The sequence below is a fragment of the Streptomyces sp. NBC_00370 genome (assembly GCF_036084755.1).
Taxonomy (GTDB): Bacteria; Actinomycetota; Actinomycetes; order Streptomycetales; family Streptomycetaceae; genus Streptomyces.
Map to the genome: position 1 here is coordinate 5906413 of NZ_CP107968.1, position 25465 is coordinate 5931877.

At 70.0% G+C, this 25465-nt stretch carries 24 protein-coding genes; 15 read left to right on the plus strand and 9 right to left on the minus strand.

All coding sequences use genetic code 11. The features are described from left to right. Window positions 1-79: 79 nt before the first annotated feature. From OHS57_RS26475 to OHS57_RS26485, 3 genes are read right to left on the minus strand one after another with little or no spacing between them, the layout of a single operon-like run. Window positions 80-835: an AIM24 family protein gene (locus OHS57_RS26475; protein ID WP_041995076.1), complete on the minus strand. Its 756-nt coding sequence runs from the start codon at window positions 833-835 to the stop codon at window positions 80-82. Window positions 836-858: 23 nt separating this feature from the next. Beyond that, window positions 859-1509: an AIM24 family protein gene (locus OHS57_RS26480; protein ID WP_041984260.1), complete on the minus strand. Its 651-nt coding sequence runs from the start codon at window positions 1507-1509 to the stop codon at window positions 859-861. After that, window positions 1509-2147, minus strand: coding sequence for an AIM24 family protein (locus OHS57_RS26485; RefSeq protein ID WP_078863412.1), 639 nt, complete (start codon window positions 2145-2147; stop codon window positions 1509-1511). The genes OHS57_RS26480 and OHS57_RS26485 overlap by 1 nt, the downstream gene beginning before the upstream one ends. Window positions 2148-2313: 166 nt before the next feature. Here OHS57_RS26485 and OHS57_RS26490 point away from each other — a divergent pair, with 166 nt between their 5' ends. From OHS57_RS26490 to OHS57_RS26505, 4 genes are all read left to right on the plus strand, one after another. Beyond that, window positions 2314-2658: a DUF3817 domain-containing protein gene (locus OHS57_RS26490; protein ID WP_328583557.1), complete on the plus strand. Its 345-nt coding sequence runs from the start codon at window positions 2314-2316 to the stop codon at window positions 2656-2658. Beyond that, window positions 2655-2951 carry an MTH1187 family thiamine-binding protein gene (locus OHS57_RS26495; RefSeq protein ID WP_041984255.1) on the plus strand — a complete coding sequence of 99 codons (297 nt, stop codon included), beginning with the start codon at window positions 2655-2657 and terminating at the stop codon, window positions 2949-2951. Before OHS57_RS26490 ends, OHS57_RS26495 begins: the two co-directional genes overlap by 4 nt. Before the next feature lie 73 nt (window positions 2952-3024). Beyond that, complete coding sequence (locus OHS57_RS26500) at window positions 3025-4812, plus strand: glycosyltransferase family 2 protein (RefSeq protein WP_328583558.1); 1788 nt, start codon at window positions 3025-3027, stop codon at window positions 4810-4812. 3 nt (window positions 4813-4815) lie between these two features. Beyond that, window positions 4816-6783, plus strand: coding sequence for a galactose oxidase early set domain-containing protein (locus tag OHS57_RS26505; protein ID WP_328583559.1), 1968 nt, complete (start codon window positions 4816-4818; stop codon window positions 6781-6783). 3 nt (window positions 6784-6786) lie between these two features. Here OHS57_RS26505 and OHS57_RS26510 read toward each other — a convergent pair whose 3' ends face one another. Then, window positions 6787-7830, minus strand: coding sequence for a glycoside hydrolase family 6 protein (locus OHS57_RS26510; RefSeq protein ID WP_328583560.1), 1044 nt, complete (start codon window positions 7828-7830; stop codon window positions 6787-6789). A gap of 163 nt (window positions 7831-7993) precedes the next feature. On the opposite strand from OHS57_RS26510, the gene OHS57_RS26515 reads away from it, so the two are divergent. The 6 genes from OHS57_RS26515 to OHS57_RS26540 all read left to right on the plus strand — a co-directional run bounded on the left by OHS57_RS26515 (window position 7994) and on the right by OHS57_RS26540 (window position 12993). Then, on the plus strand, window positions 7994-8500 hold the full coding sequence (locus OHS57_RS26515; RefSeq protein ID WP_328583561.1) for a MarR family winged helix-turn-helix transcriptional regulator: 507 nt from the start codon (window positions 7994-7996) through the stop codon (window positions 8498-8500). Window positions 8501-8577: 77 nt separating this feature from the next. Next, window positions 8578-8916 (plus strand): DUF3817 domain-containing protein, encoded by a 339-nt coding sequence (locus tag OHS57_RS26520; protein ID WP_041984250.1) that lies wholly within the window; start codon window positions 8578-8580, stop codon window positions 8914-8916. 75 nt (window positions 8917-8991) lie between these two features. Beyond that, window positions 8992-10758 carry an acyl-CoA mutase large subunit family protein gene (locus OHS57_RS26525; RefSeq protein ID WP_328583562.1) on the plus strand — a complete coding sequence of 589 codons (1767 nt, stop codon included), beginning with the start codon at window positions 8992-8994 and terminating at the stop codon, window positions 10756-10758. Between the two features lie 117 nt (window positions 10759-10875). Continuing rightward, complete coding sequence (locus OHS57_RS26530; RefSeq protein WP_328583563.1) at window positions 10876-11331, plus strand: MarR family winged helix-turn-helix transcriptional regulator; 456 nt, start codon at window positions 10876-10878, stop codon at window positions 11329-11331. Continuing rightward, the gene (locus OHS57_RS26535; RefSeq protein ID WP_328583564.1) at window positions 11328-12173 is read left to right on the plus strand and encodes an ATP-binding cassette domain-containing protein; all 846 of its coding nucleotides are present in this window, start codon (window positions 11328-11330) and stop codon (window positions 12171-12173) included. The genes OHS57_RS26530 and OHS57_RS26535 overlap by 4 nt, the downstream gene beginning before the upstream one ends. Further along, window positions 12133-12993 carry an ABC transporter permease gene (locus OHS57_RS26540; protein ID WP_041984244.1) on the plus strand — a complete coding sequence of 287 codons (861 nt, stop codon included), beginning with the start codon at window positions 12133-12135 and terminating at the stop codon, window positions 12991-12993. Before OHS57_RS26535 ends, OHS57_RS26540 begins: the two co-directional genes overlap by 41 nt. A 12-nt stretch (window positions 12994-13005) precedes the next feature. Here the strand turns inward: OHS57_RS26540 and OHS57_RS26545 are convergent, their stop codons facing one another. Continuing rightward, a complete protein-coding gene (locus OHS57_RS26545; RefSeq protein ID WP_328583565.1) occupies window positions 13006-13647 on the minus strand; it encodes a TetR/AcrR family transcriptional regulator in 642 nt (213 codons plus the stop codon). Between the two features lie 215 nt (window positions 13648-13862). Here OHS57_RS26545 and OHS57_RS26550 point away from each other — a divergent pair, with 215 nt between their 5' ends. The 4 genes from OHS57_RS26550 (at window position 13863) to OHS57_RS26565 (ending at window position 18146) form a co-directional block, all read left to right on the plus strand. After that, complete coding sequence (locus tag OHS57_RS26550; RefSeq protein ID WP_328583566.1) at window positions 13863-14837, plus strand: tetratricopeptide repeat protein; 975 nt, start codon at window positions 13863-13865, stop codon at window positions 14835-14837. A gap of 597 nt (window positions 14838-15434) precedes the next feature. After that, window positions 15435-16070, plus strand: coding sequence for a DUF6230 family protein (locus OHS57_RS26555; RefSeq protein ID WP_041984240.1), 636 nt, complete (start codon window positions 15435-15437; stop codon window positions 16068-16070). A 152-nt stretch (window positions 16071-16222) separates the two neighbouring features. After that, on the plus strand, window positions 16223-16834 hold the full coding sequence (locus OHS57_RS26560) for a DUF6114 domain-containing protein (protein WP_328583567.1): 612 nt from the start codon (window positions 16223-16225) through the stop codon (window positions 16832-16834). Next, window positions 16824-18146: a hypothetical protein gene (locus OHS57_RS26565; RefSeq protein WP_328583568.1), complete on the plus strand. Its 1323-nt coding sequence runs from the start codon at window positions 16824-16826 to the stop codon at window positions 18144-18146. Before OHS57_RS26560 ends, OHS57_RS26565 begins: the two co-directional genes overlap by 11 nt. A 103-nt stretch (window positions 18147-18249) precedes the next feature. Here OHS57_RS26565 and pyk read toward each other — a convergent pair whose 3' ends face one another. The 3 genes from pyk to pta all read right to left on the minus strand — a co-directional run bounded on the left by pyk (window position 18250) and on the right by pta (window position 23080). Next, on the minus strand, window positions 18250-19680 hold the full coding sequence (gene pyk, locus OHS57_RS26570) for a pyruvate kinase (protein WP_041984237.1): 1431 nt from the start codon (window positions 19678-19680) through the stop codon (window positions 18250-18252). A gap of 74 nt (window positions 19681-19754) precedes the next feature. Beyond that, window positions 19755-21008 (minus strand): acetate kinase, encoded by a 1254-nt coding sequence (locus tag OHS57_RS26575; protein ID WP_328583569.1) that lies wholly within the window; start codon window positions 21006-21008, stop codon window positions 19755-19757. Beyond that, window positions 21005-23080: a phosphate acetyltransferase gene (gene pta / locus OHS57_RS26580; RefSeq protein WP_041984235.1), complete on the minus strand. Its 2076-nt coding sequence runs from the start codon at window positions 23078-23080 to the stop codon at window positions 21005-21007. The genes OHS57_RS26575 and pta overlap by 4 nt, the downstream gene beginning before the upstream one ends. Window positions 23081-23301: 221 nt before the next feature. Here pta and OHS57_RS26585 point away from each other — a divergent pair, with 221 nt between their 5' ends. Further along, window positions 23302-24327 carry an ATP-dependent 6-phosphofructokinase gene (locus OHS57_RS26585; protein ID WP_041984233.1) on the plus strand — a complete coding sequence of 342 codons (1026 nt, stop codon included), beginning with the start codon at window positions 23302-23304 and terminating at the stop codon, window positions 24325-24327. A 426-nt stretch (window positions 24328-24753) separates the two neighbouring features. On the opposite strand, the gene OHS57_RS26590 is transcribed toward OHS57_RS26585, so the two are convergent. Next, a complete protein-coding gene (locus tag OHS57_RS26590) occupies window positions 24754-25449 on the minus strand; it encodes a helix-turn-helix domain-containing protein (RefSeq protein ID WP_041995072.1) in 696 nt (231 codons plus the stop codon). Window positions 25450-25465 lie beyond the last annotated feature (16 nt).

Genomic DNA, 25465 nt, shown 5'->3' on the forward strand with positions numbered 1-25465 from the left:
AAGTGTGGATGTGACGCCGCGCACCCGGTGCGCGGCGTTCACCCTCACCGACCGTCTACCCACCCAGGCCGAACTACTCTCACAGCCCGAAACGACGCTGCAGATCGCCCAGCTGTCCCGGCAGCCGCTGCCCGCCGGGCGGCTGCTGGCCCGGCCGCTGGCCGCCACCGCCGCCCGGTACGCCGGGTTCGTTGGGCACCGTGCCCGTCACCCGCTCGGCCATCAGGATCTCGGTGGACTGGAGCAGCACCGTACCGGCGCCGACGAACTCGAACTGGTGCTCCTCACCGGAGGCCCCGCCGATGCCCGTCATGGCGCGCAGCCCGCCCATCAGCCCCGTCATGTACCCGTGGTCGTAGTGGTGGCAGGGGGACGGGCAGTCGGCCCAGCCGACCAGCGCCTGCGGGTCCACCTTGAGCGGCGGCTCCATGAAGACCACCGGGCCGTTGGAGGCGGCGACGAACTTCCCGGTGCCGATCAGGGTGAGGAAGCCCGGCACGATCGACTGCTTGAGCGCCAGCGTGGGCTGGTAGGCCAGCAGATTCCCCGACCTGATCGTCAGGTTGCCGTCCTCCAGGTCGTACGAGTTCACGTCGAACGCCCGGTCGGCCAGCAGCATCTTGCCGCTGCCCTCGGCCACCACCCAGTCCGCCGCGTGCAGCGGCGAGTGGAAGCTGGTGCGCACCAGGCCCTGGAACCTGCCGTGGCCGATGCCGTTGAAGTCGATCCGCCCGTAGTAGGCGATCATCTTCCCCTTCTGCAGGAACCACTGGCTCCCCTTGAGCTCCACGCAGAAGGTGTAGTTGTTGACGTTGTCGTCGCTCGGCAGCGTCATCGGATCGAAGATCACCGGGCCGGTCACAGCTTCTCCTCCGACGCCTGGACGTACACCGCACCGTTGCCGCTCAGCTCCAGCTGGAACGCCTCGCCCGAGCCGCGCCCCACCATGTCGCGCCAGCCGAGCGCGCTGGAGAGCTTGTTCCGTACGTCGCCGTGGTGCGCGACGTACGCCTGCGGGTCCACATGGACCTCGCGCCCCGGCGAGATGGGCACCTCGATCACTCCGCCGTGCGCCATCACGGCCACGGACCCATGGCCCTTGAGCGTCGTGGTGAACAGACCCTGTCCGGTCACCTGGCCGCGCACCATCCCCATGACCCCGCCCTGCGAGCCCATGAACATCGTGCCCTGCTGGAGCGTCCCGTCGAAGGCCAGCAGCCGGTCGGCCTCCACGTACAGGGTGTCGCCGGTCAGGCCGATCACCTGGATGTGGTGGCCGCCGTGGCCGAACATCACCGTGCCGTTGCCCTCGACGGTCATCAGCGGGGTGGCCTCGTTGGCGACCCGGCGGCCGATCATCGACATCACACCGCCCTGGCCGCCCTGGATGTTCGGGGTGAAGCTGACGTCCCCGCGGTAGGCGATCATCGCGCCGCGCTGGCTGAACATCTTCTGCCCCGGCATGACGGTCGCCTCGACCATCTTCGAGTTGATCTCACGGAACGGCATCAGACGTCACCCCCGATCGTGTTCCGCTCGCTGGGCTGTACGTAGACGAGCCCGTCGCCCTCGAAGCGGATCTGGAAGGACTCGCCGGAACCCTCGCCCATGAGCGTGCGGAAGTTGACCCCGGACTGGAAGTTCTGCTGGAGGTTGCCCTGGTGGGCGATGTACGCGCCGGGGTCGACCATCAGCGGGTACTGCCCGGTCACCCGGAGCACCACAGCGGGGCCGTCCGACATGATCGCCGCCTGGCCCATGCCCTCGACGGTCGTGGTGAACAGACCGTTGCCGCTCGCGCCGCCGCGCAGCCCGGTGAAGGTCGTACCCGTCCGGAGCCCCGCGTCGGTGCAGAGCAGGTTGCTCGCCTCGACGAAGAGCTTGTCGCCGTGGAGCGAGACGAGATTGATCTCGCTCGCCCGGTCCGCGAACCAGCAGGTGCCCTGGCCGCTCACCTCCATCACCGTCATCTGTTCGCCGGTCAGCCGGCGGGTCACCATGCCCCGCAGACCCTCACCGCCGCCGGACAGCTTCTTGAACGTCATCCGGCCGTCATAGGCGACCATCGAGCCGTTCTTCGCCTTTACCGCGTCGCCGGTCATATCGACCGCGAGCATCTTGCTGCCTTGGAGTCGGAACTGAGCCACGGGACGAAGGTAACGGGCCGGGGGCGCGGCGAACAGGGCCTGATGTCACGACCCGACCCTGGCACCCGTCGGCGGAGATCCGGCTGACACAATGAGGCGGGGCTTGTGCATCCGTTCACAAGATCCCGCTCACCGATCGATGCCCCCTGACGAAGGTGCCTGACCCGTGGACATCAAGACCGCATCCGCTCTCCACCGCCTCCGGCTGGTCTCGGCGCCCGAGGCCGTGTCGTTCCTGCTGCTGCTCGTCTGCTCGGTGCTCAAGCGCACCACCGACTTCAACGCGGTCCCCGTCATGGGCATGATCCACGGGGTGCTCTTCGTCCTGTACGTGCTCTTCTGGGCGGACTCCTGGCGGCGCGCCAAGTGGGGCATCGGCACCGCCGCCCTCTATCTCCTGCTGTCCGTGCTGCCGACCGGCGGCTTCTTCGCCGAGCGCAAGCTCAAGCGGGCCTCCGCCGACGCGGTCATCGCCGCGCGCGCCCGCCGCGAGGGTACGGTGAACGCATGATCGTCGCCTTTTCCGTCTCCCCGCTCGGTGCCGGCGAGGACGTCGGCGAGTACGTCGCCGACGCCGTGCGCGTGGTCCGTGAGTCGGGGCTGCCCAACCACACCGACGCCATGTTCACCTCGATCGAGGGGGAGTGGGACGAGGTGATGGACGTCGTGAAGCGGGCCGTCGCCGCCGTCGAGGCGAAGGCCCCGCGCGTCTCGCTCGTGCTCAAGGCCGACATCAGGCCGGGCGTCACCGACGGCCTCACGTCCAAGGTCGAGACGGTGGAGCGACACCTCCGTACGAAGTAACCGTCGAACATAAAGCGCCTCACTCGGACGACACCGGTCGACACGCCAGGGAACGTCCCCTTTTGTTGGGGATATGTCCGAGTACGAGTACGACCTTCACAGCTGCCTCGCCGGCCCGCTCGACGAACCCGACCCGGCCGTCGCCTACCGGGTGCAGTACCGGAGTCTGCTCGCACAGGAACCCCACCGAATACGAGCCGTCCTGCTGATGACGCTCGCGCCGCTGCTCTCCGGCGTGCTGCTGGTCTACCTGGTCTGGCCGAGCCACCGCACCGAGCGGGCCGGCGGTGAGCGCTGGCTGATCGCCTTCGACCACGTGATGCTGGTGTCGATCGGGGCCATCGCCTTCTTCATGCTGGTGAACGTCGCCTCGATCGCGCACGCCACGATGGTCGCCAGGGACCCCGTGCCCGTCCCCGCCGAGGTCGGCACCCGCGTCGCGTTCCTCACCACGTACGTACCCGGCAAGGAACCGCTCGCCATGGTGCGGGCCACCCTCGAAGGCGCGGTACGGCTGCGGCACTGCGGACCGCTCGACGTCTGGCTCCTCGACGAGGGCGACGACGAGGCCGCCCGCGCGCTCTGCGCCGAGCTCGGCGTACGGCACTTCACCCGCAGCGGCGTCCCCGAGTGGAACCGCGCGAAGGGCGTGCACAAGGCCCGTACCAAGCACGGCAACTACAACGCGTGGCTCGCGATGCACGGCGACGAGTACGACTTCTTCGCCTCCGTCGACACCGACCACGTACCGCTGCCGAACTTCCTTGAGCGGATGCTCGGTTACTTCCGCGACCCGGACGTCGCCTTCGTCGTCGGACCGCAGGTGTACGGGAACTACGACTCGCCCGTCACCAAGGCCGCCGAATCGCAGCAGTTCCTCTTCCACGCCCTGATCCAGCGCGCGGGCAACCGCTACCACGCGCCGATGTTCGTCGGCACCAACAACGTCGTACGGATCAAGGCGCTCAAGCAGGTCGGCGGCCTCTACGACTCGATCACCGAGGACATGGCCACCGGCTTCGAGCTGCACCGCACCAGGAACCCGCTCACCGGCCGGTTCTGGCGCTCCGTCTACACCCCCGACGTGCTGGCGGTCGGCGAGGGCCCCGCGTCCTGGACCGACTTCTTCACCCAGCAGCTGCGCTGGTCGCGCGGCACCTTCGAGACCCTGATCAAGCAGTACTGGAAAGCGCCGTTCCGGGTGCCGCCCGGCCGGCTGCTCAGCTACACGCTGATGCTCGTCTACTACCCGATGACGGCCGTCAACTGGTTCCTCGGCATCCTCAGCTCCGTGCTGTTCCTGTGGCTGGGCGCCTCCGGCACGCAGGTGTCGTCCGAGGTCTGGCTGATGCTCTACAGCGACGCCGCGGCCCTCCAGGTCGGCCTCTACCTGTGGAACCGGCGGCACAACGTCTCGCCCCACGAGCCCGAGGGCTCGGGCGGCCTCGCGGGCATGGCGATGTCGGCCCTGTCGGCGCCGATCTACCTCAAGTCGTTCGGCTCGGCGCTGCTGCGCACCCGGGGCCGCTTCGTGGTCACGCCCAAGGGCGGCGAGGCCAGCCCCGACCGGCTGATGACCTTCCGGCTGCACCTCTTCTGGGCGGCCGTGCTGACCAGCTCGCTGATCGCCTCGGTCTTCCTCGGCCACACCCATGCCGCGATGCGCACCTGGGCGGTGCTGGCGCTGGTCATCTCGCTCGCGCCTGTCGCGATCTGGCTCTGGACGAGCAGGCAGGAACGGCTCGCGGGCCCGGCGCCGGCGCGCGCGGCCGGCCCGCCGGCCACCGACACGGACACCGACACCGACACGGGCGGAGAGCCGCAGCCGGCGTTCGCCACGACGACGACAGGAGGGAACTGAGCCATGGCCTACCGGTACCGGCCGTCGAAAAAGCTCAAGAAGACACTGATCGGCGGCGGCGCGCTGGTGGTTCTCGCCGGCCTCAACGCCCCCGCGGCTGTCTCCTTCGCCGGCGACAAGTACCACGCGTACAAGATCGCGCAGCCCGGGTACAAGGCGCGCTACGGCTCCTGGAGTCTGCTCGACGTCCCGCACAAGTACCGGGTCAACGCGATCCACGCGGCGCTGCTGCACACCGGCAAGGTGCTGATCATCGCCGGGTCCGGCAACAACCAGAAGAAGTTCGACGCGGGATCCTTCGACACCGTCCTGTGGAACCCGGCCGACAACTCCTTCAAGAAGATCCCCACGCCGGTGGACTTCTTCTGCGGCGGCCACAGCCAACTCCCGGACGGCAAGCTGCTGGTGGCGGGCGGCACGGCGCGCTACGAGGTGCTGGACGGCACGGTCAAGCGGGCCGGTGGCGGCATGCGGGTCAAGAACGAGAGCCCCGACAAGGCCGTCACGTTCAAGAAGGGCACCCGCTTCCGCTCGCCGTCCGGCGTCGAGTACGTCAGCAAGTTCCCCGTCACCGTGCCCAGGGCCAAACGGGAGTTCAAGGTCAGTTACGCCAAGGGCGGCCGGATGCTGCCCTGGAAGACGAAGATCACGGCCGGTGAGGCCCGGGTGTTCGTGGAGGCCGCGGAGAAGGGCCCGCAGGCGCTGACGACCGAGGCGGCCCAGTACGAGATCGAGGGGCTGCGCGGCAAGGACGCCGACAACCTCTACGGGCTCGCGCAGAAGCTCACCACCGAGAAGCAGGACTTCCAAGGCATCAAGGAGGCCTACGAGTTCGACCCCACGGCGGAGCGGTACATCCCCGTGGACCCGATGAAGAAGGCCCGCTGGTACCCGACGCTGGTCGGCCTGGACGACGGCCGGGTGCTCGCGGTCTCGGGCCTCGACGACGTCGGTGTCGTACAGACCGGTGACAACGAGATCTACGACCCGGCCGCCAAGACCTGGACCAAGGGCCCGTCCCGCTACTTCCCGACGTACCCGGCGCTCTTCCTCACCAAGGGCGGCAAGCTGTTCTACTCCGGCTCCAACGCCGGTTACGGACCGGCCGAGAAGGGCCGCCAGCCGGGGCTGTGGGACCTGGGCACCAACACCTTCACCCGGGTCAACGGACTCACCGACATCGACCAGACGGAGACGTCGGCGTCGGTGCTGCTGCCGCCGGTGCAGGACCAGAAGGTGATGGTGCTGGGCGGCGGCGGGGTCGGGGAGTCGTCCAAGTCGACGCCCAGGACCGGCATCGTGGACCTGAAGAAGGACAACCCCGCGTTCCAGGAAGGGCCGAGGCTGCCGCAGGGCACCCGCTACCTCAGCAGCGTGCTGATGCCGGACGACTCGGTCTTCACCACCGGCGGCTCGTCCAACTACCGGGGGCGCAGCGCCAGCGACATCCACAAGGCGCAGTTCTTCGACGCGAAGACCAACGCGTTCCGGCCCGCGGCCGATCCGACCGTGGGGCGCAACTACCACTCCGAGGCGCTGCTGCTGCCCGACGGCCGGGTGGTGACGTTCGGCTCGGACCCGCTCTTCGACGACGCGGACAACACCAAGCTCGGCACGTTCGAGCAGCGGGTGGAGATCTACACCCCGCCGAGCCTCCAGGGCGGCAGGGCGGCGCGGCGCCCGGTGCTGGGGGAGGGGCCCAGTCAGCCCGACCAGCGGGGCAGGGCCCGCTTCACGACGGCGAACCCGGGCGCGATCGTCAAGGCGCGGCTGATGCGGCCCAGCGCGGTCACGCACACCACGGACGTGGAGCAGCGGTCGATCGCGCTGGACCTCACCCGGCAGAAGGACTCGGTGACGGTCCACGTGCCCGAGGACCGCACGCTGGTGCCGCCCGGCTGGTACATGCTGTTCGTCACCGACGCGGACGGGGTGTCGTCGGTGGCGAAGTGGATCCAGGTGAAGGGCTGACGGTCAGCTCTTCGCGCGGCGGGCCAGGCCGAGGGCGTAGTCCGGCCACCAGGTGCCGGCGGCCGGGCCGCCCCGGCAGGGGCCGTCCGAGTCGCCGGGCCGCTTGATCCACAGATAGGCGTCGAGGAGTTCGTTGCCGGTGTTGGTGGACGGCGGTGTGCCGAGCGCCCGGCCCGGCGGGTTGCACCAGGCCTCCGCGCGGTTGCCGGGCAGCGGCCCCGCACCGTTGCGGCTGGTGTCCATGACGAAGTGCGAGCCGCGGAGCAGGCCGGACAGCTGCGTGCCGAACAGCTTGACGCTGTCGTTGCTCTGGAAGTTGGACACGTTGAGCGAGAACCCGTCGGCCACGTTGATCCCCGCGCGCCGCAGCGGTCCGGTCAGCCGCGCCGGGTCGGAGATCCAGGCCGGGTTGCCCGCGTCGAGATAGACCCGGGTCCTCGGCTGCCGCTTCAGCCGGCTGACGGCCTGCGACAGCAGTTCGTACCGCTCGGCCTGGCCCTGCGGCGGTGTGCAGCCGTCCGCGATGTGCGGCAGCGCGTCCGGCTCCAGGATTACCACGGCGGGCGCGTCGCCGATGGCCCCGGCGAAGGCCCCGATCCAGTCGCGGTACGCCTGGGCGTCGGGCGCGCCGCCCGCCGAGTAGAGGCCGCAGTCGCGGTGCGGGATGTTGTACGCGACGAGGACCACGGTGCGCCGGTGCTCCGCGGCGGCCCGGACCGCCCGCTGGATCTCCGGCGCGGGGTTGTCACCGGCCGGCCAGTCGGCGACGGGGCGCTCCGAGATCCTGCGCAGGGCCGTCGCTTCGGCCGCACGGCCCTGTTTGCGCCGCAGGACGACCTCGCGGGCCGCGTCGCTGTCCGGGTCGACCCAGAACGGTGAGTCGGCGGTGGGCGCCGCCTCGCCGTTGGCCACCGAGAGCCCGGCCTGGGCGCCCGGCTCCTCGCCGGGGGACGGTGACGAGCAGCCGCCGACGGCGAGCAGCGCGGCGAGGGCGGCGGCCGTCGGCGTGGCGGCGAGCGGGCGGCTATGCGGTCTGCGGCCGGACATCCAGCCCCCTTGGCGACGGCTCCGTAACGACAGGACCGGCTCATCGTGACATAAGGGGCATCTCGCTCCGGGATCGACACCAGCGGACGGTACGGCCCGGGTGATCGGACCGAACTGCGAGACAAGGCTGACCAGCATATGACCTGTGGGTAGGGTCGGTGCCGTGCCGAAGCCGCTGAGCCTCCCCTTCGATCCCATCGCACGCGCCGACGAACTGTGGCAGCAGCGCTGGGGGCCCGTGCCCTCCATGGGTGCGATCACGTCGATCATGCGCGCCCAGCAGATTCTGCTCGCCGAGGTCGACGCCGTCGTCAAGCCGTACGGGCTGACCTTCGCCCGGTACGAGGCACTGGTGCTGCTCACCTTCTCCAAGGCGGGCGAGCTGCCGATGTCGAAGATAGGCGAGCGGCTGATGGTCCATCCGACCTCGGTCACCAACACCGTGGACCGGCTCGTCCGGTCCGGGCTCGTCGACAAGCGGCCCAACCCCAACGACGGCCGCGGCACCCTCGCCTCCATCACGGACAAGGGCCGGGAGGTCGTGGAGGCGGCCACCAAGGATCTGATGGGGATGGACTTCGGCCTCGGCGCGTACGACGCCGAGGAGTGCGCGGAGATCTTCGCGATGCTCCGTCCGCTGCGGGTCGCCGCCGAGGATTTCGACGCCTGACACCGTCCCGCAGGACCGGGCCGCGAGCGGCCGACCCGCGCGAAGATCGCCCGGAACGTGCGGTTACGCTCGTCCCCATGAAACGAAGCGTGCTGACCCGCTATCGGGTCATGGCGTACGTCACGGGCGTGCTGCTGGTCCTGCTGACTCTCGGAGTCATCGCCAAGTACCTGCTCGACATCGACGGGGCCGACGGTTTCGTCGAGATCGTCGGTATCGCGCACGGCTGGCTCTACATCGTCTACCTCGGCGTCGCCTTCAACCTCGGCTCCAAGGCCCACTGGCCGGTCGCCAAGCAGCTCTGGGTGCTGCTGGCCGGTACCGTCCCGACCGCCGCCTTCTTCGTGGAGCGCCGGATCTCCCGCGAGCTGGAGCCGCTGATCGTCGGCACCGCCCCGGAAGCCGTCAAGGTCTGACCGCGACCGCCGCGAGTACGGCTCGCGGCGGTGAGGCGTCGACATTTACTCGGACGTCCTAGTAAATTTGTATCCATGGACGGTAGGCACAGCACGCAGGGCAAGGACGGCACGAGCGCTGACGGCGCGGGCACCGACAGCGCGGGCACTGACGCCGTCGAGGAGGGCCGCCGCCGCTGGCAGGCCCGCTACGACAAGGCCCGCAAGCGTGACGCCGACTTCAGCACGCTCTCCGGTGATCCGGTGGAGCCGGTCTACGGGCCACGGCCCGGAGACACCTACGAGGGCTTCGACCGGATCGGCTGGCCCGGCGAGTACCCCTTCACCCGGGGCCTCCACCCCACCGGCTACCGGGGCAGGACCTGGACCATCCGCCAGTTCGCGGGGTTCGGCAACGCCCGGCAGACGAACGAGCGCTACAAGACCATCCTGGCCAACGGCGGCGGCGGGCTCTCCGTCGCCTTCGACATGCCCACCCTCATGGGCCGCGACTCCGACGACCCCCGCGCGCTCGGCGAGGTCGGCCACTGCGGCGTCGCCATCGACTCGGCCGCCGACATGGAAGTCCTCTTCGGTGACCTGCCGCTCGGCGACGTCACCACGTCGATGACCATCAGCGGCCCGGCCGTGCCGGTCTTCTGCATGTATCTGGTCGCCGCCGAACGGCAGGGCATCGACCCCGCCGTACTCAACGGCACCCTCCAGACGGACATCTTCAAGGAGTACATCGCGCAGAAGGAGTGGCTGTTCCAGCCCGAGCCCCATCTGCGCCTGATCGGCGACCTGATGGAGCACTGCGCCGCCGAGATTCCCGCCTACAAGCCCCTGTCGGTCTCCGGCTACCACATCCGTGAGGCCGGCTCGACGGCCGCGCAGGAGCTGGCGTACACCCTCGCCGACGGGTTCGGGTACGTGGAGCTCGGCCTCAGCCGGGGCATGGACGTGGACGTCTTCGCGCCCGGCCTCTCCTTCTTCTTCGACGCGCACCTCGACTTCTTCGAGGAGATCGCCAAGTTCCGCGCGGCCCGCAGGATCTGGGCCCGCTGGATGAAGGAGGTCTACGGCGCGAAGACCGACAAGGCGCAGTGGCTGCGTTTCCACACCCAGACGGCCGGCGTCTCGCTGACCGCCCAGCAGCCGTACAACAACGTCGTACGGACCGCTGTCGAGGCGCTGTCGGCCGTGCTGGGCGGCACCAACTCGCTGCACACCAACGCCCTGGACGAGACCCTGGCGCTGCCCAGCGAGCAGGCCGCCGAGATCGCGCTGCGCACCCAGCAGGTGCTGATGGAGGAGACCGGCGTCGCCAACGTGGCCGACCCGCTGGGCGGTTCCTGGTACGTGGAGCAGCTCACCGACCGGATCGAGGCCGACGCCGAGAAGATCTTCGAGCAGATCAAGGAGCGCGGGGTGCGGGCGCGTCCCGACGGACAGCACCCGATCGGCCCGATGACCTCCGGCATCCTGCGGGGTATCGAGGACGGCTGGTTCACCGGCGAGATCGCCGAGTCCGCCTTCCAGTACCAGCGCTCGCTGGAGAAGGGTGACAAGCGGGTCGTCGGCGTCAACGTGCACCACGGCTCGGTCACCGGCGATCTGGAGATCCTGCGGGTCAGTCACGAGGTGGAGCGCGACCAGGTACGGACGCTCGCCGACCGCAAGGCGGCCCGCGACGACGCCGAGGTGCGCAAGACGCTGGACGCCATGCTCGCCGCGGCGCGCGACGGCTCCAACATGATCGCCCCGATGCTGGCGGCGGTCCGCGCCGAGGCGACGCTCGGCGAGATCTGCGGCGTGCTGCGCGACGAGTGGGGCACGTACACCGAGCCGCCCGGCTTCTAGCCCTTTCGTTTGCAGAGCCGGCCGCACCCTCCGGGGGGCGGCCGGCTTTTTCGTACGCCTGTCCCACCGGGTCGGTGGTCTCGCCAATAGCTCTGTATGAGAGGTAAAATCGACGGCATGGCCACAGAGGAGTTCCCCGACGCGCTCGCCGGCGTGCTGGCGGGCATCCAGCGGATGATCCGGCGCAAGCTGCGCGCGGGTCTGCCGACGCCCGCACCGCCCGTGCGCGGCATCGCGCTGCTGCGACTGGTCGCCGCCCGGCCCGGGATCCGGGTCTCGGACGCGGCCAAGGAGCTGTATCTCGCGGGCAACTCGGTCTCCACCCTGGTCAACCAGCTGACCACGGCCGGCTATCTGGTCCGCGAGACCGATCCGGCCGACCGGCGCTCCGCCCGGCTGCTGCCCACCCCCGCCGCCGTCACCCGGCTGCGGGACTGGGAGGCGGCCCGTGGCGCGCTCGTACGTGACCAGCTGGCCCGGCTCACCGAGGAGGACCGGGCGGCCCTGGCCGCCGCCCTCCCGGCGCTGCGCAGGCTCGCCGAGAACCTGCATGAGGAAGTGGAGGGGACATGACCGAACCGACGGGACCCGACGCGGTCACGCTCAACAACCTCGAATACACCTTCGACGAGACGAAGGCGGTCGACGGCCTCGAACTGACCGTCGGTTCGGGCGAGGTGTTCGGGCTGCTCGGACCCAACGGCGCGGGAAAGACCACGGCGATCCGCTGCATCACCACGCTGCTGCCGGTCCCCGAGGGCCGCGTCCTGGTCTTCGGGCACGACGCGGCCAAGGAGAAGATGGCGGTGCGCCGGCTGCTCGGCTACGTACCGCAGCAGCTCTCCGCCGACGCCGCGCTCACCGGCCGGGAGAACGTCTCGCTGTTCGCCCGTGTCTTCGACGTCAGCCACCGCGAACGCAAGGCGCGCGTCGCGCAGGCGCTCGCCGCCGTCGATCTCGGCGACGCCGCCGACCGGCTCGCCAAGACGTACTCCGGCGGCATGATCCGCCGGCTCGAACTCGCCCAGGCGCTGGTCAGCGCCCCCCGGCTGCTGATGCTGGACGAGCCGACCATCGGCCTCGACCCGATCGCCCGCACCAGCGTGTGGGAGCACATCAACGCCGTGCGCAAGGCCACCGGCATGACCGTCCTGGTCACCACGCACTACATGGACGAGGCCGATCAGTACTGCGACCGGCTCGCCCTGATGCACCGTGGCCGGATCCACGCGCTCGGCACCCCCGAGGAGCTGCGGTCCGAGCTGCGCGAGCGGCAGCGGGCCGCGGGCGAGAAGAACGCCGCGCCGACGCTGGAGGACGTCTTCCGGGACGTCGCCGGGCGTGGCCTCGACGAACAGGGAGGCGATTTCCGCAGTGTCCGAAGCACCCGCCGAACAGCGACCCGCGTCGGCTGACGCGTCGCACCCCCTCGAACTGGATCTGCTGCTCTCCCCGCCGCGCGCCCGCACGGGCTGGCGGGTGCTGGCCGCCAGGATCGGCGCGATGTGCGTGGTCGAGCTGCAGAAGCTGCGGCACGACCGTACGGAGCTGTACACCCGCGCCGTGCAGCCCGCGCTGTGGCTGCTGATCTTCGGTGAGACCTTCACCCGGATCAAGGCGATCCCGACCGGCGGCATCCCGTACATCGACTATCTCGCGCCCGGCATCATCGCCCAGTCGGCGATGTTCATCGCGATCTTCTACGGCATCATGATCATCTGGGAGAGAGACGCCGGGATCCTCACCAAACTGCTGGTCACCCCGACCCCGAGGTCGGCGCTGATCACCGGCAAGGCGTTCGCCGCCGGGGTGAAGGCCCTGATCCAGGCCGTCGTGGTGATCGTCATCGCCGCGCTGCTCGGTGTGGGGCTCACCGGGAACCCGCTCAGACTGCTGGGCGTCGCCGTCGCGGTGATCCTCGGCTCGGCCTTCTTCTCCTGCCTCTCGATGACCATCGCGGGGATCGTGCTGACCCGCGACCGGCTGATGGGGATCGGACAGGCCATCACCATGCCGCTGTTCTTCGCGTCGAACGCGCTGTACCCGGTGGCGATCATGCCGGGCTGGCTCCAGGTGCTCAGCAAGATCAACCCGCTGAGCTATCAGGTCGACGCACTGAGAGGCCTGTTGCTCGGCACCTCGTCCCATCTGCTGCTCGACTACGGGGTGTTGGCGCTGGCGGCGGCGGCCGGCATCACCGCGGCGTCCTCGCTGCTGGCCAGACTGGCGAAGTGACGCACCTTCAGTTCAGGGCGCTGTCCCGGGGAGCGTGTCCGCGCTCCCCGCGCCGGTGATCCCCGACACGAGCAGCTCCGTGAACCGGCGGGCCCACTCGGCGTCGACCGGCTCCGCGCTCACCAGCGCCCGGTGCACCACCGCCCCCGCCACCACGTCGAAGATCAGGTCCGTGTCGCGGGCGGCCGTCTCGGGATCGTCCGCGGCCGGCAGTTCGCCACGGCGCCGCGCGCGCTCCCGCCCCTCGTGCACGAGGCGCTTCTGCGGATCGACGATCATCGCGCGGATCCGGGCCCGCAGCGCCGGGTCGCGGGTCGACTCGGCGACCACGGCCATCAGCGCCGTCCTGGTCTCGGGCCGCTCCAGCAGCGCGCCGAACTGGAGCACGACCCCCTGCACGTCGGCCGTCAGGCTGCCCAGGTCCGGCACCTCCAGCTCGTCGAAGAGGACCGCGACCGCGTCCACGACCAGCTCGTTCTTGCCGGGCCAGCGCCGGTAGAGCGTCGTCTTGGCGACCCCGGCCCTGGCCGCCACGTCGCCCATCGTCACCTTCGACCAGCCAAGATCCACCAGCGCCTGCCTGGTCGCCGCGAGGATCGCGGCGTCCGTCTCGGCGCTGCGGGGGCGGCCTGTCGTACGTCCCGTACTCGACATGACGGTGACCATACCGGCCGGTAGGCAATGCGCTGTGAGCCAGTTCACGGCCATTTCCCGCCCGCTCCCCGCCGCGCGCAGTTACGCTACGACCCGTAGCGAAAGCCCTCACCGGCTCTCCGCGACAACCACTGGCGCCGGGTGGGGACCCGGCGCCGCAGAACGGTTTTCTGAACGCTTTTCTGAAGTACGCGCGGAGGGGGGAGGATGTACTCATGCAGCCTAGGAACATGTCCATGAGCGGCGTCGTCGACCTCGCCGCGGTGAAGGCGGCCAACGAGGCCAAGGCGAAGGCCGAGCAGGCCCGCGCCGAGGCGGCCCGCGACGGCGGCGCCGCCGCCGTACCCCCTTCCAGCCTGGTGATCGACGTCGACGAGGCCGGCTTCGAGCGCGACGTCCTCCAGCGCTCCGCCGAGGTACCGGTCGTCATCGACTTCTGGGCCGAGTGGTGCGAGCCGTGCAAGCAGCTGAGCCCGGTGCTGGAGCGCCTGGCGATCGAGTACAGCGGCCGGTTCGTCCTTGCCAAGATCGACGTCGACGCCAACCAGATGCTGATGCAGCAGTTCGGGATCCAGGGCATCCCCGCGGTCTTCGCCGTGGTGGCGGGCCAGGCGCTGCCCCTCTTCCAGGGCGCGGCCCCCGAGACCCAGATCCGGCAGACGCTGGACCAGCTGATCCAGGTGGGTGAGGAGCGGTTCGGGCTCACCGGCATCGCCGTCGACACCGAGGCCGGCGCCGAACAGGGCGAGACGGAGGCCCCTGCTGCCCCCGTGGGGCCCTACGACGCCCTGCTGGAGGCCGCGGCCCAGGCCCTGGACGCCGACGACTTCAGCGGCGCCGCGCAGGCGTACCGCAACGTCCTGTCCGACGACCCCGGCAACACCGAGGCCAAGCTCGGCCTCGGCCAGGCCGAACTGCTCGGCCGGGTGCACAGCCTGGACCCGCAGCAGGTGCGCAAGGACGCGGCGGAGGCGCCCGACGACGTCGAGGCGCAGCTCGCGGCCGCCGATCTCGACCTGTACGGCGGCCATGTCGAGGACGCCTTCAGCAGGCTGATCGAGACCGTCCGCCGCACGACGGGCGACGACAGGAACGCGGCGCGCGTACGGCTGCTCGAACTCTTCGAGATCGTCGGTGACAACCCGCTCGTGACCGCGGCGCGGCAGTCGCTGGCCCGCGTGCTGTTCTGACCGCGAGTCCGTCGGCGGCCCTCCTTCTCCGACGGTGATTTGGCGACACGACGACACCGGCGGCCGTATTTTGCCAAAACTTGGCAAGTACGGCCGCTGTTACTCGCAGTAAAGCGCCCCCCTTCCTCTGTCCTGATTTGTGCGGCAATCGCACCATCATCGCGACGGGTCGATTGCACCCTCTGTGCCGAGTTGATGGCACGCGGTCGTCGGCCGGTTATCGGGGCGTTACTAGCCAGTAACGAACCCCCTTGTGTCATGAGCTGGAATGCACCACGATCGGCGACGCTCGGTCCAATACCGCACCGGCACGGTCACCAGCCGCGCCCGTCGGCCTTGGGTCCCCACCGGGTGGACCGGCGGGTGCCCAGCACCCCCGGCCCGGACAGGGGGGTTCCTGCTCACCGGCAGGGCCTGTCCAGAGGTTGCGCGAAGGCGTGGCCAGTGGTTGTCGCTCGGGGGTGATCGCCGGTTCTTCGGACGCGGTTCGCGCCTCTACGGAACAGGCGCTCTCCTTCCCGAGGACGTAGCACTTCTCCCATCCCAGGACGGGCTCCGGCCCGGTCCGGAGATGTACGTCCGAGAAGGAGGACATTGATGGAGTCCCTAGTACGTGGTGGGACCAGATGGAAGCGGTTCGCCGTCGTCATGGTGCCGAGCGTGGCCGCGACGGCCGCGATCGGTGTCGCGCTGGCACAGGGGGCGCTCGCCGCTTCGTTCAGTGTGTCGGGCCAGAGCTTCAAGGTCAGCGCCGACAAGCTGGACGGCCGGGGGTTCACCCAGTACGGCAGCATCGACACGGGCACGGACCTCAAGGGCAACAAGAGCGCCAACCCGGTCGCCGTCTCGGGGTTCACGTCCGCGAAGATCACCAACATGTGCCAGTCGGTGGTCACACCGGATGTGCCGATCTTCGGCAGCATCAGCCTGCAGCTCAAGGCCGGCGGCGGTGCGACTCCGGTCAGCGCCAAGAACCTGTACATCGATGTCGCCGATCTGAACGCGAACGCGACGTTCACGAACATCGACATCGGTGTGGCGGCCGGTGAGACCAAGGGCGCCGGTATCGCACCCGGTGACAAGGGGAAGACCAACCCCTACGGCTTCGCACAGCAGGCCGAGCGGGCCGTGCTGACCGATGTGAAGCAGACGGCGTGGGCGACCACAGCCGGCACCTTCAAGCTCAGCGGTCTGAGCATGAAGCTGTTCAAGGGCACCAAGGAGTGCTACTAGTGCCCCTCCCGGCAAGCCTTGCCCTGTCGGGCAGACATTGCCGGTCGCGGTACTAGCACCCCGTCCGGCGGGTGGGGGAAGTCTCCACCTCCCTTGCCCGCCGTCCCCCTTCTTCTTCTCACGGCAACGCCGGTTCCAGGGAGCTGTTTTCCATGAGCGCCGAGTCTTCGCACCGCAGCGGCGGATTCACGTACTGGCGGCTGCGTTTCCGCGCCTGGCGGGGCACCCGGCCGTTCTGGGCCGGCCTGTTCACCCTGTTCAGCGGTCTGCCCATCGCCTACTTCCCGTACGCACATCTGCACCTCGGTAATCTGACGCTGGCCATGGCCACCACCGCGGGCGCCGGCTCGCTGATCATCGGTGTGCTGCTGGTGACACTGGGGCTGACGATGTGGTTCCACAGCATCGTGCGGGTGTTCGCCGGCATCGCCACGATCCTGCTGGGCCTGGTCTCGATACCGATCTCCAACATCGGCGGCTTCGTCATCGGCTTCCTCTGCGCGCTGATCGGCGGAGCCCTGTCGATCGCCTGGGCGCCGCCGCAGCCTGCCGAGCCGACCGTACGGCCCGACATCCCCCAGCAGGCGCCCGAGCCCGGAGGCGGACTCCCGGGCGGTGCGGGGCCCGACGGCGCGGCCCCGGGCGACAGCGCCGCCGATCCCTACTTCCCCGCCTCGTACGGTCCCGGTCCGCGTGACGGGGAGAACCCGAACGTGCCGGATACGACAGCCCATGCCTACGGTGGGAGGAACAGTGCGGGGTGACGAAGCGCAGCCGGTCACGGCCGGGGCGGACGGTCTCCGGGTCAGAGGAGGGCCGCGCCACGCGGCCCCCAGGAAGTCCCTCCTGACCAAGCTCCAGATACCCGCGGGCAAGGCCATGGCGCTCGCCGCCGTGCCCACGGCGGTCTTCGTGGGCATGGGGCTGACCCCGAGGCTCGCGCTGGCGGACTCCAACAAGGACATCCCGTACGCGCCGGGCCCGTGTGTGACCCGTTCCGACGAGCCGAGCGAATCCGCTTCCTCCTCGCCTTCGCCCTCCGCCTCGGACGGGCAGAAGCCAGGCGACTCCGCGTCGCCCGGCCCCACGCCGTCGGCGAGCGGTTCGGCGAACGGCGGGGACGACGACGAGGGCAGCGAGCCGAAGCCGTCGTCCAGCGCGTCCGCCTCGGACTCCGGGTCCGACGAGGACAAGGCGTCGGCGGACAAGACCCCGGCGGAGAAGGCCCCTTCGGCCGACGAGGACACGGACAAGAGCAAGGTCGACCTGGACCCGCTCGGACTCGGCGGGCTGATCGGCGGCCTGCTGGGCGGCGGCTCCAAGGCGTCGGACGACCCCGAGCCGAGCGCTTCGGCCACCCCGAAGCCGGACCCCTCCACCAGCGCCCCGTCGAAACCGAAGCCGGACAACCCGGTGGGCGACACGGTCGGCAAGGCCGGCGACGCCGTCGGGGACACCGTGGGCGGTACGGAGAAGGCGATCAGGGACGCGGCGGGCAAGGCAGGCGCCGAGGTCGAGGACCTGGGCGACGACGTCAAGGGCACCACCCCCGGCAAGGACGACGACATCCCCAAGGGCGCGGACGGCAAGGAGCGCTTCCCCTGCCCGACGGCCGACCCGAAGGCGCTCGCCGACGCCACCCAGGAGGAGGGCATCCCGCTGCTGCCCAACGACCCCTGGACGCTGCGCAGCAGCAACCTCAAGCTGACCGGGCTGAAGTACGAGGGCATCAAAGAGGTCAGGACGTACGACCAGCGGCTGAAGAAGGTCATGAAGTTCACGGCCGACAGCATCGACATCGGGGACCTGGACCAGTCCGTCGTCTACCCGAACGGCAAGACGGGCCATGTGAAGGCGGCTCCGGGCTCCACGTCCACCATCCGCGGCGGCAAGGTCACGCTGTACACCGAGAAGCTGTCGGGCAACCTGTTCGGACTGATCCCGATCACGTTCAGCCCGTCCTTCCCGCCGCCGATCCAGGTGCCGACCGCCATCTTCACCAACGCGACGGTGACCCAGGCCGGCCAGTTCGGCGGCACGCTCACCATCCCCGGGCTGCACAACTACATCGACTGACCGCTCGCCGGCAGTCGACGACGGACCCCCGCGGGAGCCGTGGTGACGGCAGTGGCCCGCACCCTGAAGCCAGGGTGCGGGCCACTCGCCGTACGGCGCCGGGTCAGTCGCGGCCCGTGCCGCCCAGGTGGTGCACCCGGACCATGTTCGTGGTGCCGGGGACGCCGGGGGGCGAGCCCGCCGTGATGACGAACGTGTCGCCCTCGTTGTAGCGCTTGAGCTTGAGCATCTCGACCTCGACCAGGTCGACCATCTCGTCGGTGCTCTTCACCCACGGCACGATGAACGACTCGACGCCCCAGCTCAGCGCGAGCTGGTTACGGGTCGACTCGTCCGTGGTGAAGGCCAGGATCGGCTGACAGGCGCGGTAGCGGGACAGCCTGCGGGCCGTGTCGCCGGACTGGGTGAAGGCGACCAGCGCCTTGCCGTCCAGGAAGTCGGCGATCTCGCACGCCGCGCGGGCCACCGAACCGCCCTGGGTACGCGGCTTCTTGCCGGGCACCAGCGGCTGGAGCCCCTTGGAGAGCAGCTCCTCCTCGGCGGCGACGACGATCTTCGACATCGTCTTGACCGTCTCGATCGGGTATGCGCCGACCGAGGACTCGGCGGACAGCATGACCGCGTCGGCACCGTCCAGGATCGCGTTGGCGACGTCGGACGCCTCGGCGCGGGTGGGCCGCGAGTTGGTGATCATCGACTCCATCATCTGGGTCGCCACGATCACCGGCTTGGCGTTGCGGCGGCACAGCTCGATGAGGCGCTTCTGCACCATCGGGACCTTTTCGAGCGGATACTCGACGGCCAGGTCACCACGGGCCACCATGATGATGTCGAAAGCCGCGACGACACCCTCCATGTTGGCGACGGCCTGCGGCTTCTCGACCTTGGCGATGACGGGGACCCGGCGGCCCTCCTCGTCCATCACCTTGTGCACGTCGTTGATGTCGTGGGCGTCCCTGACGAAGGACAGCGCGACCATGTCGCAGCCCATCCGCAGCCCGAACCGCAGGTCCTCGACGTCCTTCTCGGACAGCGCGGGGACGTTGACGGCCGTGCCGGGCAGGTTGATGCCCTTGTGGTCGGAGATGACACCGCCCTCGATGACGATGGTCTTGACCTGCGGACCCTCGACGGCGACGACCCGCAGCTCCACGTTGCCGTCGTTGATCAGGATCGGGTCGCCCTTGGTGACGTCGCCCGGCAGCCCCTTGTAGGTGGTGCCGCAGATTGCCTTGTCACCGGGGACGTCCTCGGTGGTGATGGTGAACTCGTCACCGCGTACCAGCTCGACGGGTCCCTCGGCGAAGGTCTCCAGGCGGATCTTGGGGCCCTGGAGGTCCACCATCACACCGACGGCGCGGCCGGTGTCGGCCGCCGCCTTCCGGACGCGGTGGTACCGCTCCTCGTGCTCCGGGTGGCTCCCGTGACTCATGTTCAGGCGGGCCACATTCATGCCGGCCTCGATGAGCGACTTCAGCTGCTCGTAGGAGTCGACGGCTGGGCCCAGTGTGCAGACGATTTTGGAACGGCGCATGAGGCGGATCCTATCGGTTTGTTTCGGCGCGGAATATTCCGACTGGTGGAAGATACAAATGGGCGGGAGGGCGCTCAGGCGTCGACTGTTCGATCCTCGCCGACCAGTGCGAAGGTCTGCCGTGCGATCTCCAGTTCCTCGTCCGTCGGCACCACGGCCACCGCCACCCTGGAACCGTCCGGCGAGACGAGCCGGGGCACGTCGGAACGTACGGTATTGCGCCCGGCGTCCACCGCGATGCCCAGGGTGTCCAGACCAGCGACGGCGGCCTCCCGCACCTCCGCCGCGTTCTCCCCGACGCCCGCGGTGAACACGACGGCGTCCACCCGCCCCAGGACCGCCGTATAAGCGCCGATGTACTTCTTCAGCCGGTGGATGTAGATGTCGAAGGCGAGCCGCGCCGCCGCGTCACCCGCGTCGATCCTGCGGCGGATCTCGCGCATGTCGTTGTCCCCGCAGAGGCCGGTCAGTCCACTTCTCTTGTTCAGAAGTTCATCGATCTCGTCAACCGACATCCCGCCGACCCGCGCCAGATGGAAGATCACGGCCGGGTCGATGTCGCCGGAACGCGTTCCCATCACCAGGCCCTCCAGCGGGGTCAGCCCCATCGACGTGTCCACGCACCGGCCGCCGGCCACCGCGGAGGCCGAGGCGCCGTTGCCCAGATGCAGCACGATGACATTCACCTCGGACGGGTCCTTGCCGAGCAGCTCGGCCGCCCGGCGCGAGACGTACGCGTGCGAGGTGCCGTGGAAGCCGTACCTGCGGACGTCGTACGCGTCGGCCGTCCGCACGTCCACCGCGTACCGGTACGCGGACTCCGGCATCGTCGCGTGGAAGGCCGTGTCGAACACGGCGACCTGCGGCAGGTCGGGGCGCAGCGCGCGGGCCGTCCTGATGCCGGTGATGTTGGCCGGGCTGTGCAGCGGCGCCAGCGGCACCAGCCGCTCGATTTCCGCCAGCACGTCGTCGTCCACCACGGTCGGCTCGGTGAACTTCGGCCCGCCGTGCACCACCCGGTGGCCGAACGCCACCAGCTCGGGCGACTCGATGCCCAGACCGTCCTGCCGCAGCTCCTCGGCGACGGCCTTCAGCGCGGCCGCGTGATCGGCGACCTGTTCCGTACGCTCCCGGCGCTCGCCGTGCGCCGGCGTGTGCACCAGACGCGAGGCGCGCTCCCCGATGCGCTCGACGAGCCCCGTCGCGAGCCGGGAGCTGTCCCGCATGTCGAGCAGCTGGTACTTGACCGACGAGGAACCGGAGTTGAGCACGAGAACACGGGTGGCGGTCACAGCCTGGGTGCCTTCCGACGGGGCATGGGCGGTCATTCTGTCTCGTCCTGCGCCTGGATCGCCGAAATGGCGACCGTGTTGACGATGTCCTGCACCGTGGCGCCGCGTGACAGGTCGTTGACCGGCTTGCGCAGCCCCTGGAGCACCGGGCCCACGGCCACGGCGCCCGCCGAACGCTGCACGGCCTTGTACGTGTTGTTGCCGGTGTTCAGGTCCGGGAAGATCAGCACCGTCGCCTGCCCCGCCACCTCCGAGTCGGGCAGCTTCGTCGCGGCGACCGAAGGCTCCACGGCCGCGTCGTACTGGATCGGGCCCTCGATCCGCAGATCCGGCCGGGCCGCGCGCACCAGCGCCGTCGCCTCCCGCACCTTGTCTACGTCGGCGCCCGTACCCGACGTACCCGTCGAGTACGACAGCATCGCGATCCTCGGCTCGACCCCGAACCGCGCGGCCGTCGCCGCCGCCTGCACCGCGATGTCGGCCAACTGCTCCGCGTTCGGGTCCGGGTTGACCGCGCAGTCGCCGTACACCAGCACCCGGTCGGCGAGGCACATGAAGAACACCGAGGAGACTATGGAGGCGCCCTCCTTCGTCCGGATGATCTCGAAGGCCGGCCGGATCGTCGCCGCCGTCGAGTGCACCGAGCCCGACACCATGCCGTCGGCCAGGCCCTCGCGCACCATCAGCGTGCCGAAGTAGTTCACATCGGCGACCACGTCGTACGCCAGCTCCACCGTCACCCCCCGGTGCGCCCGCAGCTTCGCGTACCGCGCCGCGAACTCCTTGCGCAGCTCCGACCTGGCCGGGTCGATCAACTGCGCCGCGCCCAGGTCGATACCGAGATCGGCGGCCTTCTTCCGGATGGTGTCCACGTCACCCAGCAGCGTCAGATCACACACGTCCCGCCGCAGCAGCACGTCCACCGCCCGCAGCACCCGCTCCTCGGCGCCCTCGGGCAGCACGATCCGGCGCCGCGACGCGCGCGCCTGGTCCAGCAGATCGCGCTCGAACATCATCGGCGTGACATGGCCGCTGCGGGCGACCGACATCCGCGCCAGCAGATCAGCGGTGTCCACGTGCCGCTCGAACAGCCCCAGCGCCGTCTCCGCCTTACGCGGCGTGGCGGCGCTCAACTTCCCCTCGAAGGTGAACAGTTCGGCCGCCGTCGCGAAAGACCCGCCGGCCACCGACACCACGGGCGTACCGGGCGCGAGCCGCGCGGCCAGCGTCAGCACCGCGTCGTCCGGCCGCTCGTCCAGGGTCAGCAGCAGCCCGGCGATGGGCGGCGTCCCCGCCGAGTGCGCGGCCAGCGCGCCGACCACGATGTCCGCGCGGTCGCCCGGCGTGACCACCAGACAGCCCGGGGTCAGCGCCCCGAGGAAGTTCGGCAGCATCGCCCCGCCGAACACGAACCCCAGCGCGTCCCTGGCGAGCCCCGACTCGTCACCCAGCAGGACCGTTCCGCCCAGTGCCCGGGTGATCTGCGCCACGGTCGGCGCCGCCAGCGCCGGATCGTCCGGCAGGACGTAACTGGGCACCGGCAGCTGCGTTTCCAGCCCCGCCGCGATGGCCTCCCGGTCGTCGGCCGCGACGCGGTTGACCATTATCGTCAGCACGTCGCAGCCCAGCACCTCGTACGCGCGGTGCGCGTTGCGCGCCTCGGCCCGTACCGACTCGGCGCTCTGGTCCTTGCCGCCCACCACCGCGATCACCGAGGCGCCGAACTCGTTGGCGAGCCGGGCGTTGAGCGCCAGCTCGTCGGGCAGCTGGGTGCCGGCGAAGTCCGACCCCAGCACCAGCACGACGTCGTACTCGCGCGCGACCCGGTGGAACCCCTCCACCAGCCGGGACACCAGCTCGTCCGTACCGCGCTCGGCCTGCAGCGCGGAGGCGGCGCCGTAGTCGAGGCCGAAGACGGTCGACGGATCCTGCGCCAGCCGGTAGCGGGTGCGCAGCAGGTCGAACATCCGGTCCGGACCGTCGTGCACCAGCGGCCGGAACACCCCGACCCGGTCCACCTGCCGGGTCAGCAGCTCCATCACCCCCAGCTCGACGACCTGCCGGCCGTCTCCGCGGTCGATCCCGGTCACGTACACGCTGCGCGTCACGCGGTGCTCTCCTCGTTCGGTGTTCGTGTCGTTCGGTTCGTGTGTCGGCCCGGGGCGGCACGGCCGTCCGCCTCCCTTGACAATGCCTCCACAAGTGTATATAGCGGTCACGCGCAAACCCTGGTAAGGGCGGATGCGCATACTCACGATCCCGCGTGGGAGGATCAAAGCTGGCTCGTTCCCAGAAAAGCACAGCACTAGCGCGCAGGAGATACAGCACGATGCGTATCGGAATTCTCACCGCAGGCGGCGACTGCCCTGGCCTGAACGCAGTGATCCGGTCGATCGTGCACCGGGCGATGACCGGGCACGGAGACGAGGTCATCGGCTTCGAGGACGGCTTCAAGGGCCTGCTCGACGGCCACTACCGGCCGCTGGACCTCGACGACGTCAGCGGCATCCTCGCCCGTGGCGGCACCATCCTCGGCTCGGCCCGCCTGGAGCGCGGCCGGCTGCGCGAAGCCGCCGAGAACTGCGCGGAGCTGGCCCGGCGCTACGGCATCGACGCGCTCATCCCCATCGGCGGCGAGGGCACGCTGACGGCGGCGCGCCTGCTGTCCGACGCGGGCATGCCCGTCGTGGGCGTACCGAAGACGATCGACAACGACATCTACTCCACCGACCGCACGTTCGGCTTCGACACGGCCGTCATGGTCGCGACGGAAGCCATCGACCGCCTGAAGACGACGGCGGAGTCGCACCAGCGCGTGATGGTCGTCGAGGTCATGGGCCGGCACGCCGGCTGGATCGCCCTGGAGTCCGGCATGGCGGGCGGCGCGCACGGCATCTGCCTGCCGGAGCGGCCCTTCGAGGTGGACAGCCTGGTCAAGATGGTCGAGGAGCGCTTCCAGCGCGGCAAGAAGTTCGCGGTGATCTGCGTGGCCGAGGGCGCGCATCCGGCGACGGGCTCGATGGAGTACGGCAAGGGCGAGATCGACCAGTTCGGCCACGAGCGCTTCGTGGGCATCGGCAACCGCCTGGCGGCGGAGCTGGAACACCGCATGGGCAAGGAGGCCCGCCCGGTCATCCTGGGCCACGTCCAGCGAGGCGGCACGCCGACGGCGTACGACCGCGTCCTGGCGACGCGCTTCGGCTGGCACGCGGTGGAGGCGGTGCACCGGGGCGAGTTCGGCCGGATGGCGGCGCTGCGGGGGACGACGATCCAGATGGTGCCGCTGGCGGAGGCCGTGACCCAGCTGAAGACGGTGCCGGAGAACAGGATGTACGAGGCGGAGTCGGTCTTCTAGGCCTCTTGCCGTCCTTGCGGTGTGCGGGTCTGGGTTGCGGTTGTCGTCGTCTGGTGCCGGTGTCCGGGTCCTGCGGAGGGGGGTGTCCGGACTGCTTGTCGCATGAGCTCCTTCGCTTTACGTCCGGACACCCCCCTCCTCCGGCCCCGGCCCCCTCCCGTCCGGCGGTCGCCCACACCCGCCCGCGTCAGCGCGGGTGAGCGGTGCCCTGCGGGCAGCGGGTCCGGGTAGCCGTCCCGTGGGCCGTGGGCTGGGGGCTGAAGGGGGTCGTGCAGGGGTGGTGTCCGGAGCGTAGAGCGTGATTTGTGGCGCATCTCGGCGGTGGCTCCGCGTCTCGGGAGTACGCGCCGTAAATCATGCAGCGCAGGACACGACCCCGGAACGACACCCGGCAACCACCGCAACCAAAACCCGCAACCCGGACGGTCAGACCCGTTCCCAGAAGCGCGCCAGTATCGACGTCAAGAACGCCTCCCCCTCCTCGCCCGCGTTCGCCGAGCCGCCCCACCCCAGCGTCGGGACCATCCGCGACTGGTAGTCCGCGTGCAGGCGCTCCAGCGCCGCCTCCACCGCCTCGCGTGGCATCGGCAGCAGCTTCGTCACCGGGCGGACGTACCCCTGCCACCGCGTCGTCGCCGCCGAGCGCAGCGCCGTCGCCAGTTCCTCGTCCCGGCCCGTCGCCGTCAGCAGCTCGCGCGGGGTCAGGGACAGCGCCGCCGCCAGGGCCACGGTCTGGCGTTCGTTGCCGCGCCAGCGGCCGGACTCCTCCATGCGTACGTACGACGTCGTGTCGAGGCCGACCTGGCGCGCCAGGTCCTCCGCCGGGAGGCCCCGGGACAGCCGGTGCTCCTTCAGCGTGGACGCCGACGCCAGCAGCTCGCCGACCGAACACCACAACACACCGGCGAGCGCGGTGAGTTCGCGTGACGTGGGGACGGCGAGGCCGCGTTCCCACGCGGCCACGGTGTCGGCGGAGGTGTCATGGAGGCCGTACTGGGCCTGCAGGCCGTACGCGACGTGGCCGGTCGCCCAGCCCAGCGCCTCGCGCAGTCGGCGGGCGGCTTGGGCGTCGAAGGGCGGCGAGGAAGTGGGTGACTGCACGGGCACACCGTAGAGGTGGATCACCCGCCGCGACTAC

Coding starts and splice junctions, on each gene's coding strand:
- OHS57_RS26550 (WP_328583566.1), top strand. CDS start 13,863: ATGCAGCCTAGGAACATGTCCATGAGCGGCGTCGTCGACCTCGCCGCG.
- OHS57_RS26510 (WP_328583560.1), bottom strand. CDS start 7,830: ATGTCCGGCCGCAGACCGCATAGCCGCCCGCTCGCCGCCACGCCGACG.
- OHS57_RS26545 (WP_328583565.1), bottom strand. CDS start 13,647: ATGTCGAGTACGGGACGTACGACAGGCCGCCCCCGCAGCGCCGAGACG.
- OHS57_RS26520 (WP_041984250.1), top strand. CDS start 8,578: ATGAAACGAAGCGTGCTGACCCGCTATCGGGTCATGGCGTACGTCACG.
- OHS57_RS26555 (WP_041984240.1), top strand. CDS start 15,435: ATGGAGTCCCTAGTACGTGGTGGGACCAGATGGAAGCGGTTCGCCGTC.
- OHS57_RS26480 (WP_041984260.1), bottom strand. CDS start 1,509: ATGCCGTTCCGTGAGATCAACTCGAAGATGGTCGAGGCGACCGTCATG.
- OHS57_RS26525 (WP_328583562.1), top strand. CDS start 8,992: ATGGACGGTAGGCACAGCACGCAGGGCAAGGACGGCACGAGCGCTGAC.
- OHS57_RS26500 (WP_328583558.1), top strand. CDS start 3,025: ATGTCCGAGTACGAGTACGACCTTCACAGCTGCCTCGCCGGCCCGCTC.
- OHS57_RS26535 (WP_328583564.1), top strand. CDS start 11,328: ATGACCGAACCGACGGGACCCGACGCGGTCACGCTCAACAACCTCGAA.
- OHS57_RS26475 (WP_041995076.1), bottom strand. CDS start 835: ATGACGCTGCCGAGCGACGACAACGTCAACAACTACACCTTCTGCGTG.
- OHS57_RS26505 (WP_328583559.1), top strand. CDS start 4,816: ATGGCCTACCGGTACCGGCCGTCGAAAAAGCTCAAGAAGACACTGATC.
- OHS57_RS26560 (WP_328583567.1), top strand. CDS start 16,223: ATGAGCGCCGAGTCTTCGCACCGCAGCGGCGGATTCACGTACTGGCGG.
- OHS57_RS26530 (WP_328583563.1), top strand. CDS start 10,876: ATGGCCACAGAGGAGTTCCCCGACGCGCTCGCCGGCGTGCTGGCGGGC.
- pyk (WP_041984237.1), bottom strand. CDS start 19,680: ATGCGCCGTTCCAAAATCGTCTGCACACTGGGCCCAGCCGTCGACTCC.
- OHS57_RS26585 (WP_041984233.1), top strand. CDS start 23,302: ATGCGTATCGGAATTCTCACCGCAGGCGGCGACTGCCCTGGCCTGAAC.
- OHS57_RS26575 (WP_328583569.1), bottom strand. CDS start 21,008: ATGACCGCCCATGCCCCGTCGGAAGGCACCCAGGCTGTGACCGCCACC.
- OHS57_RS26495 (WP_041984255.1), top strand. CDS start 2,655: ATGATCGTCGCCTTTTCCGTCTCCCCGCTCGGTGCCGGCGAGGACGTC.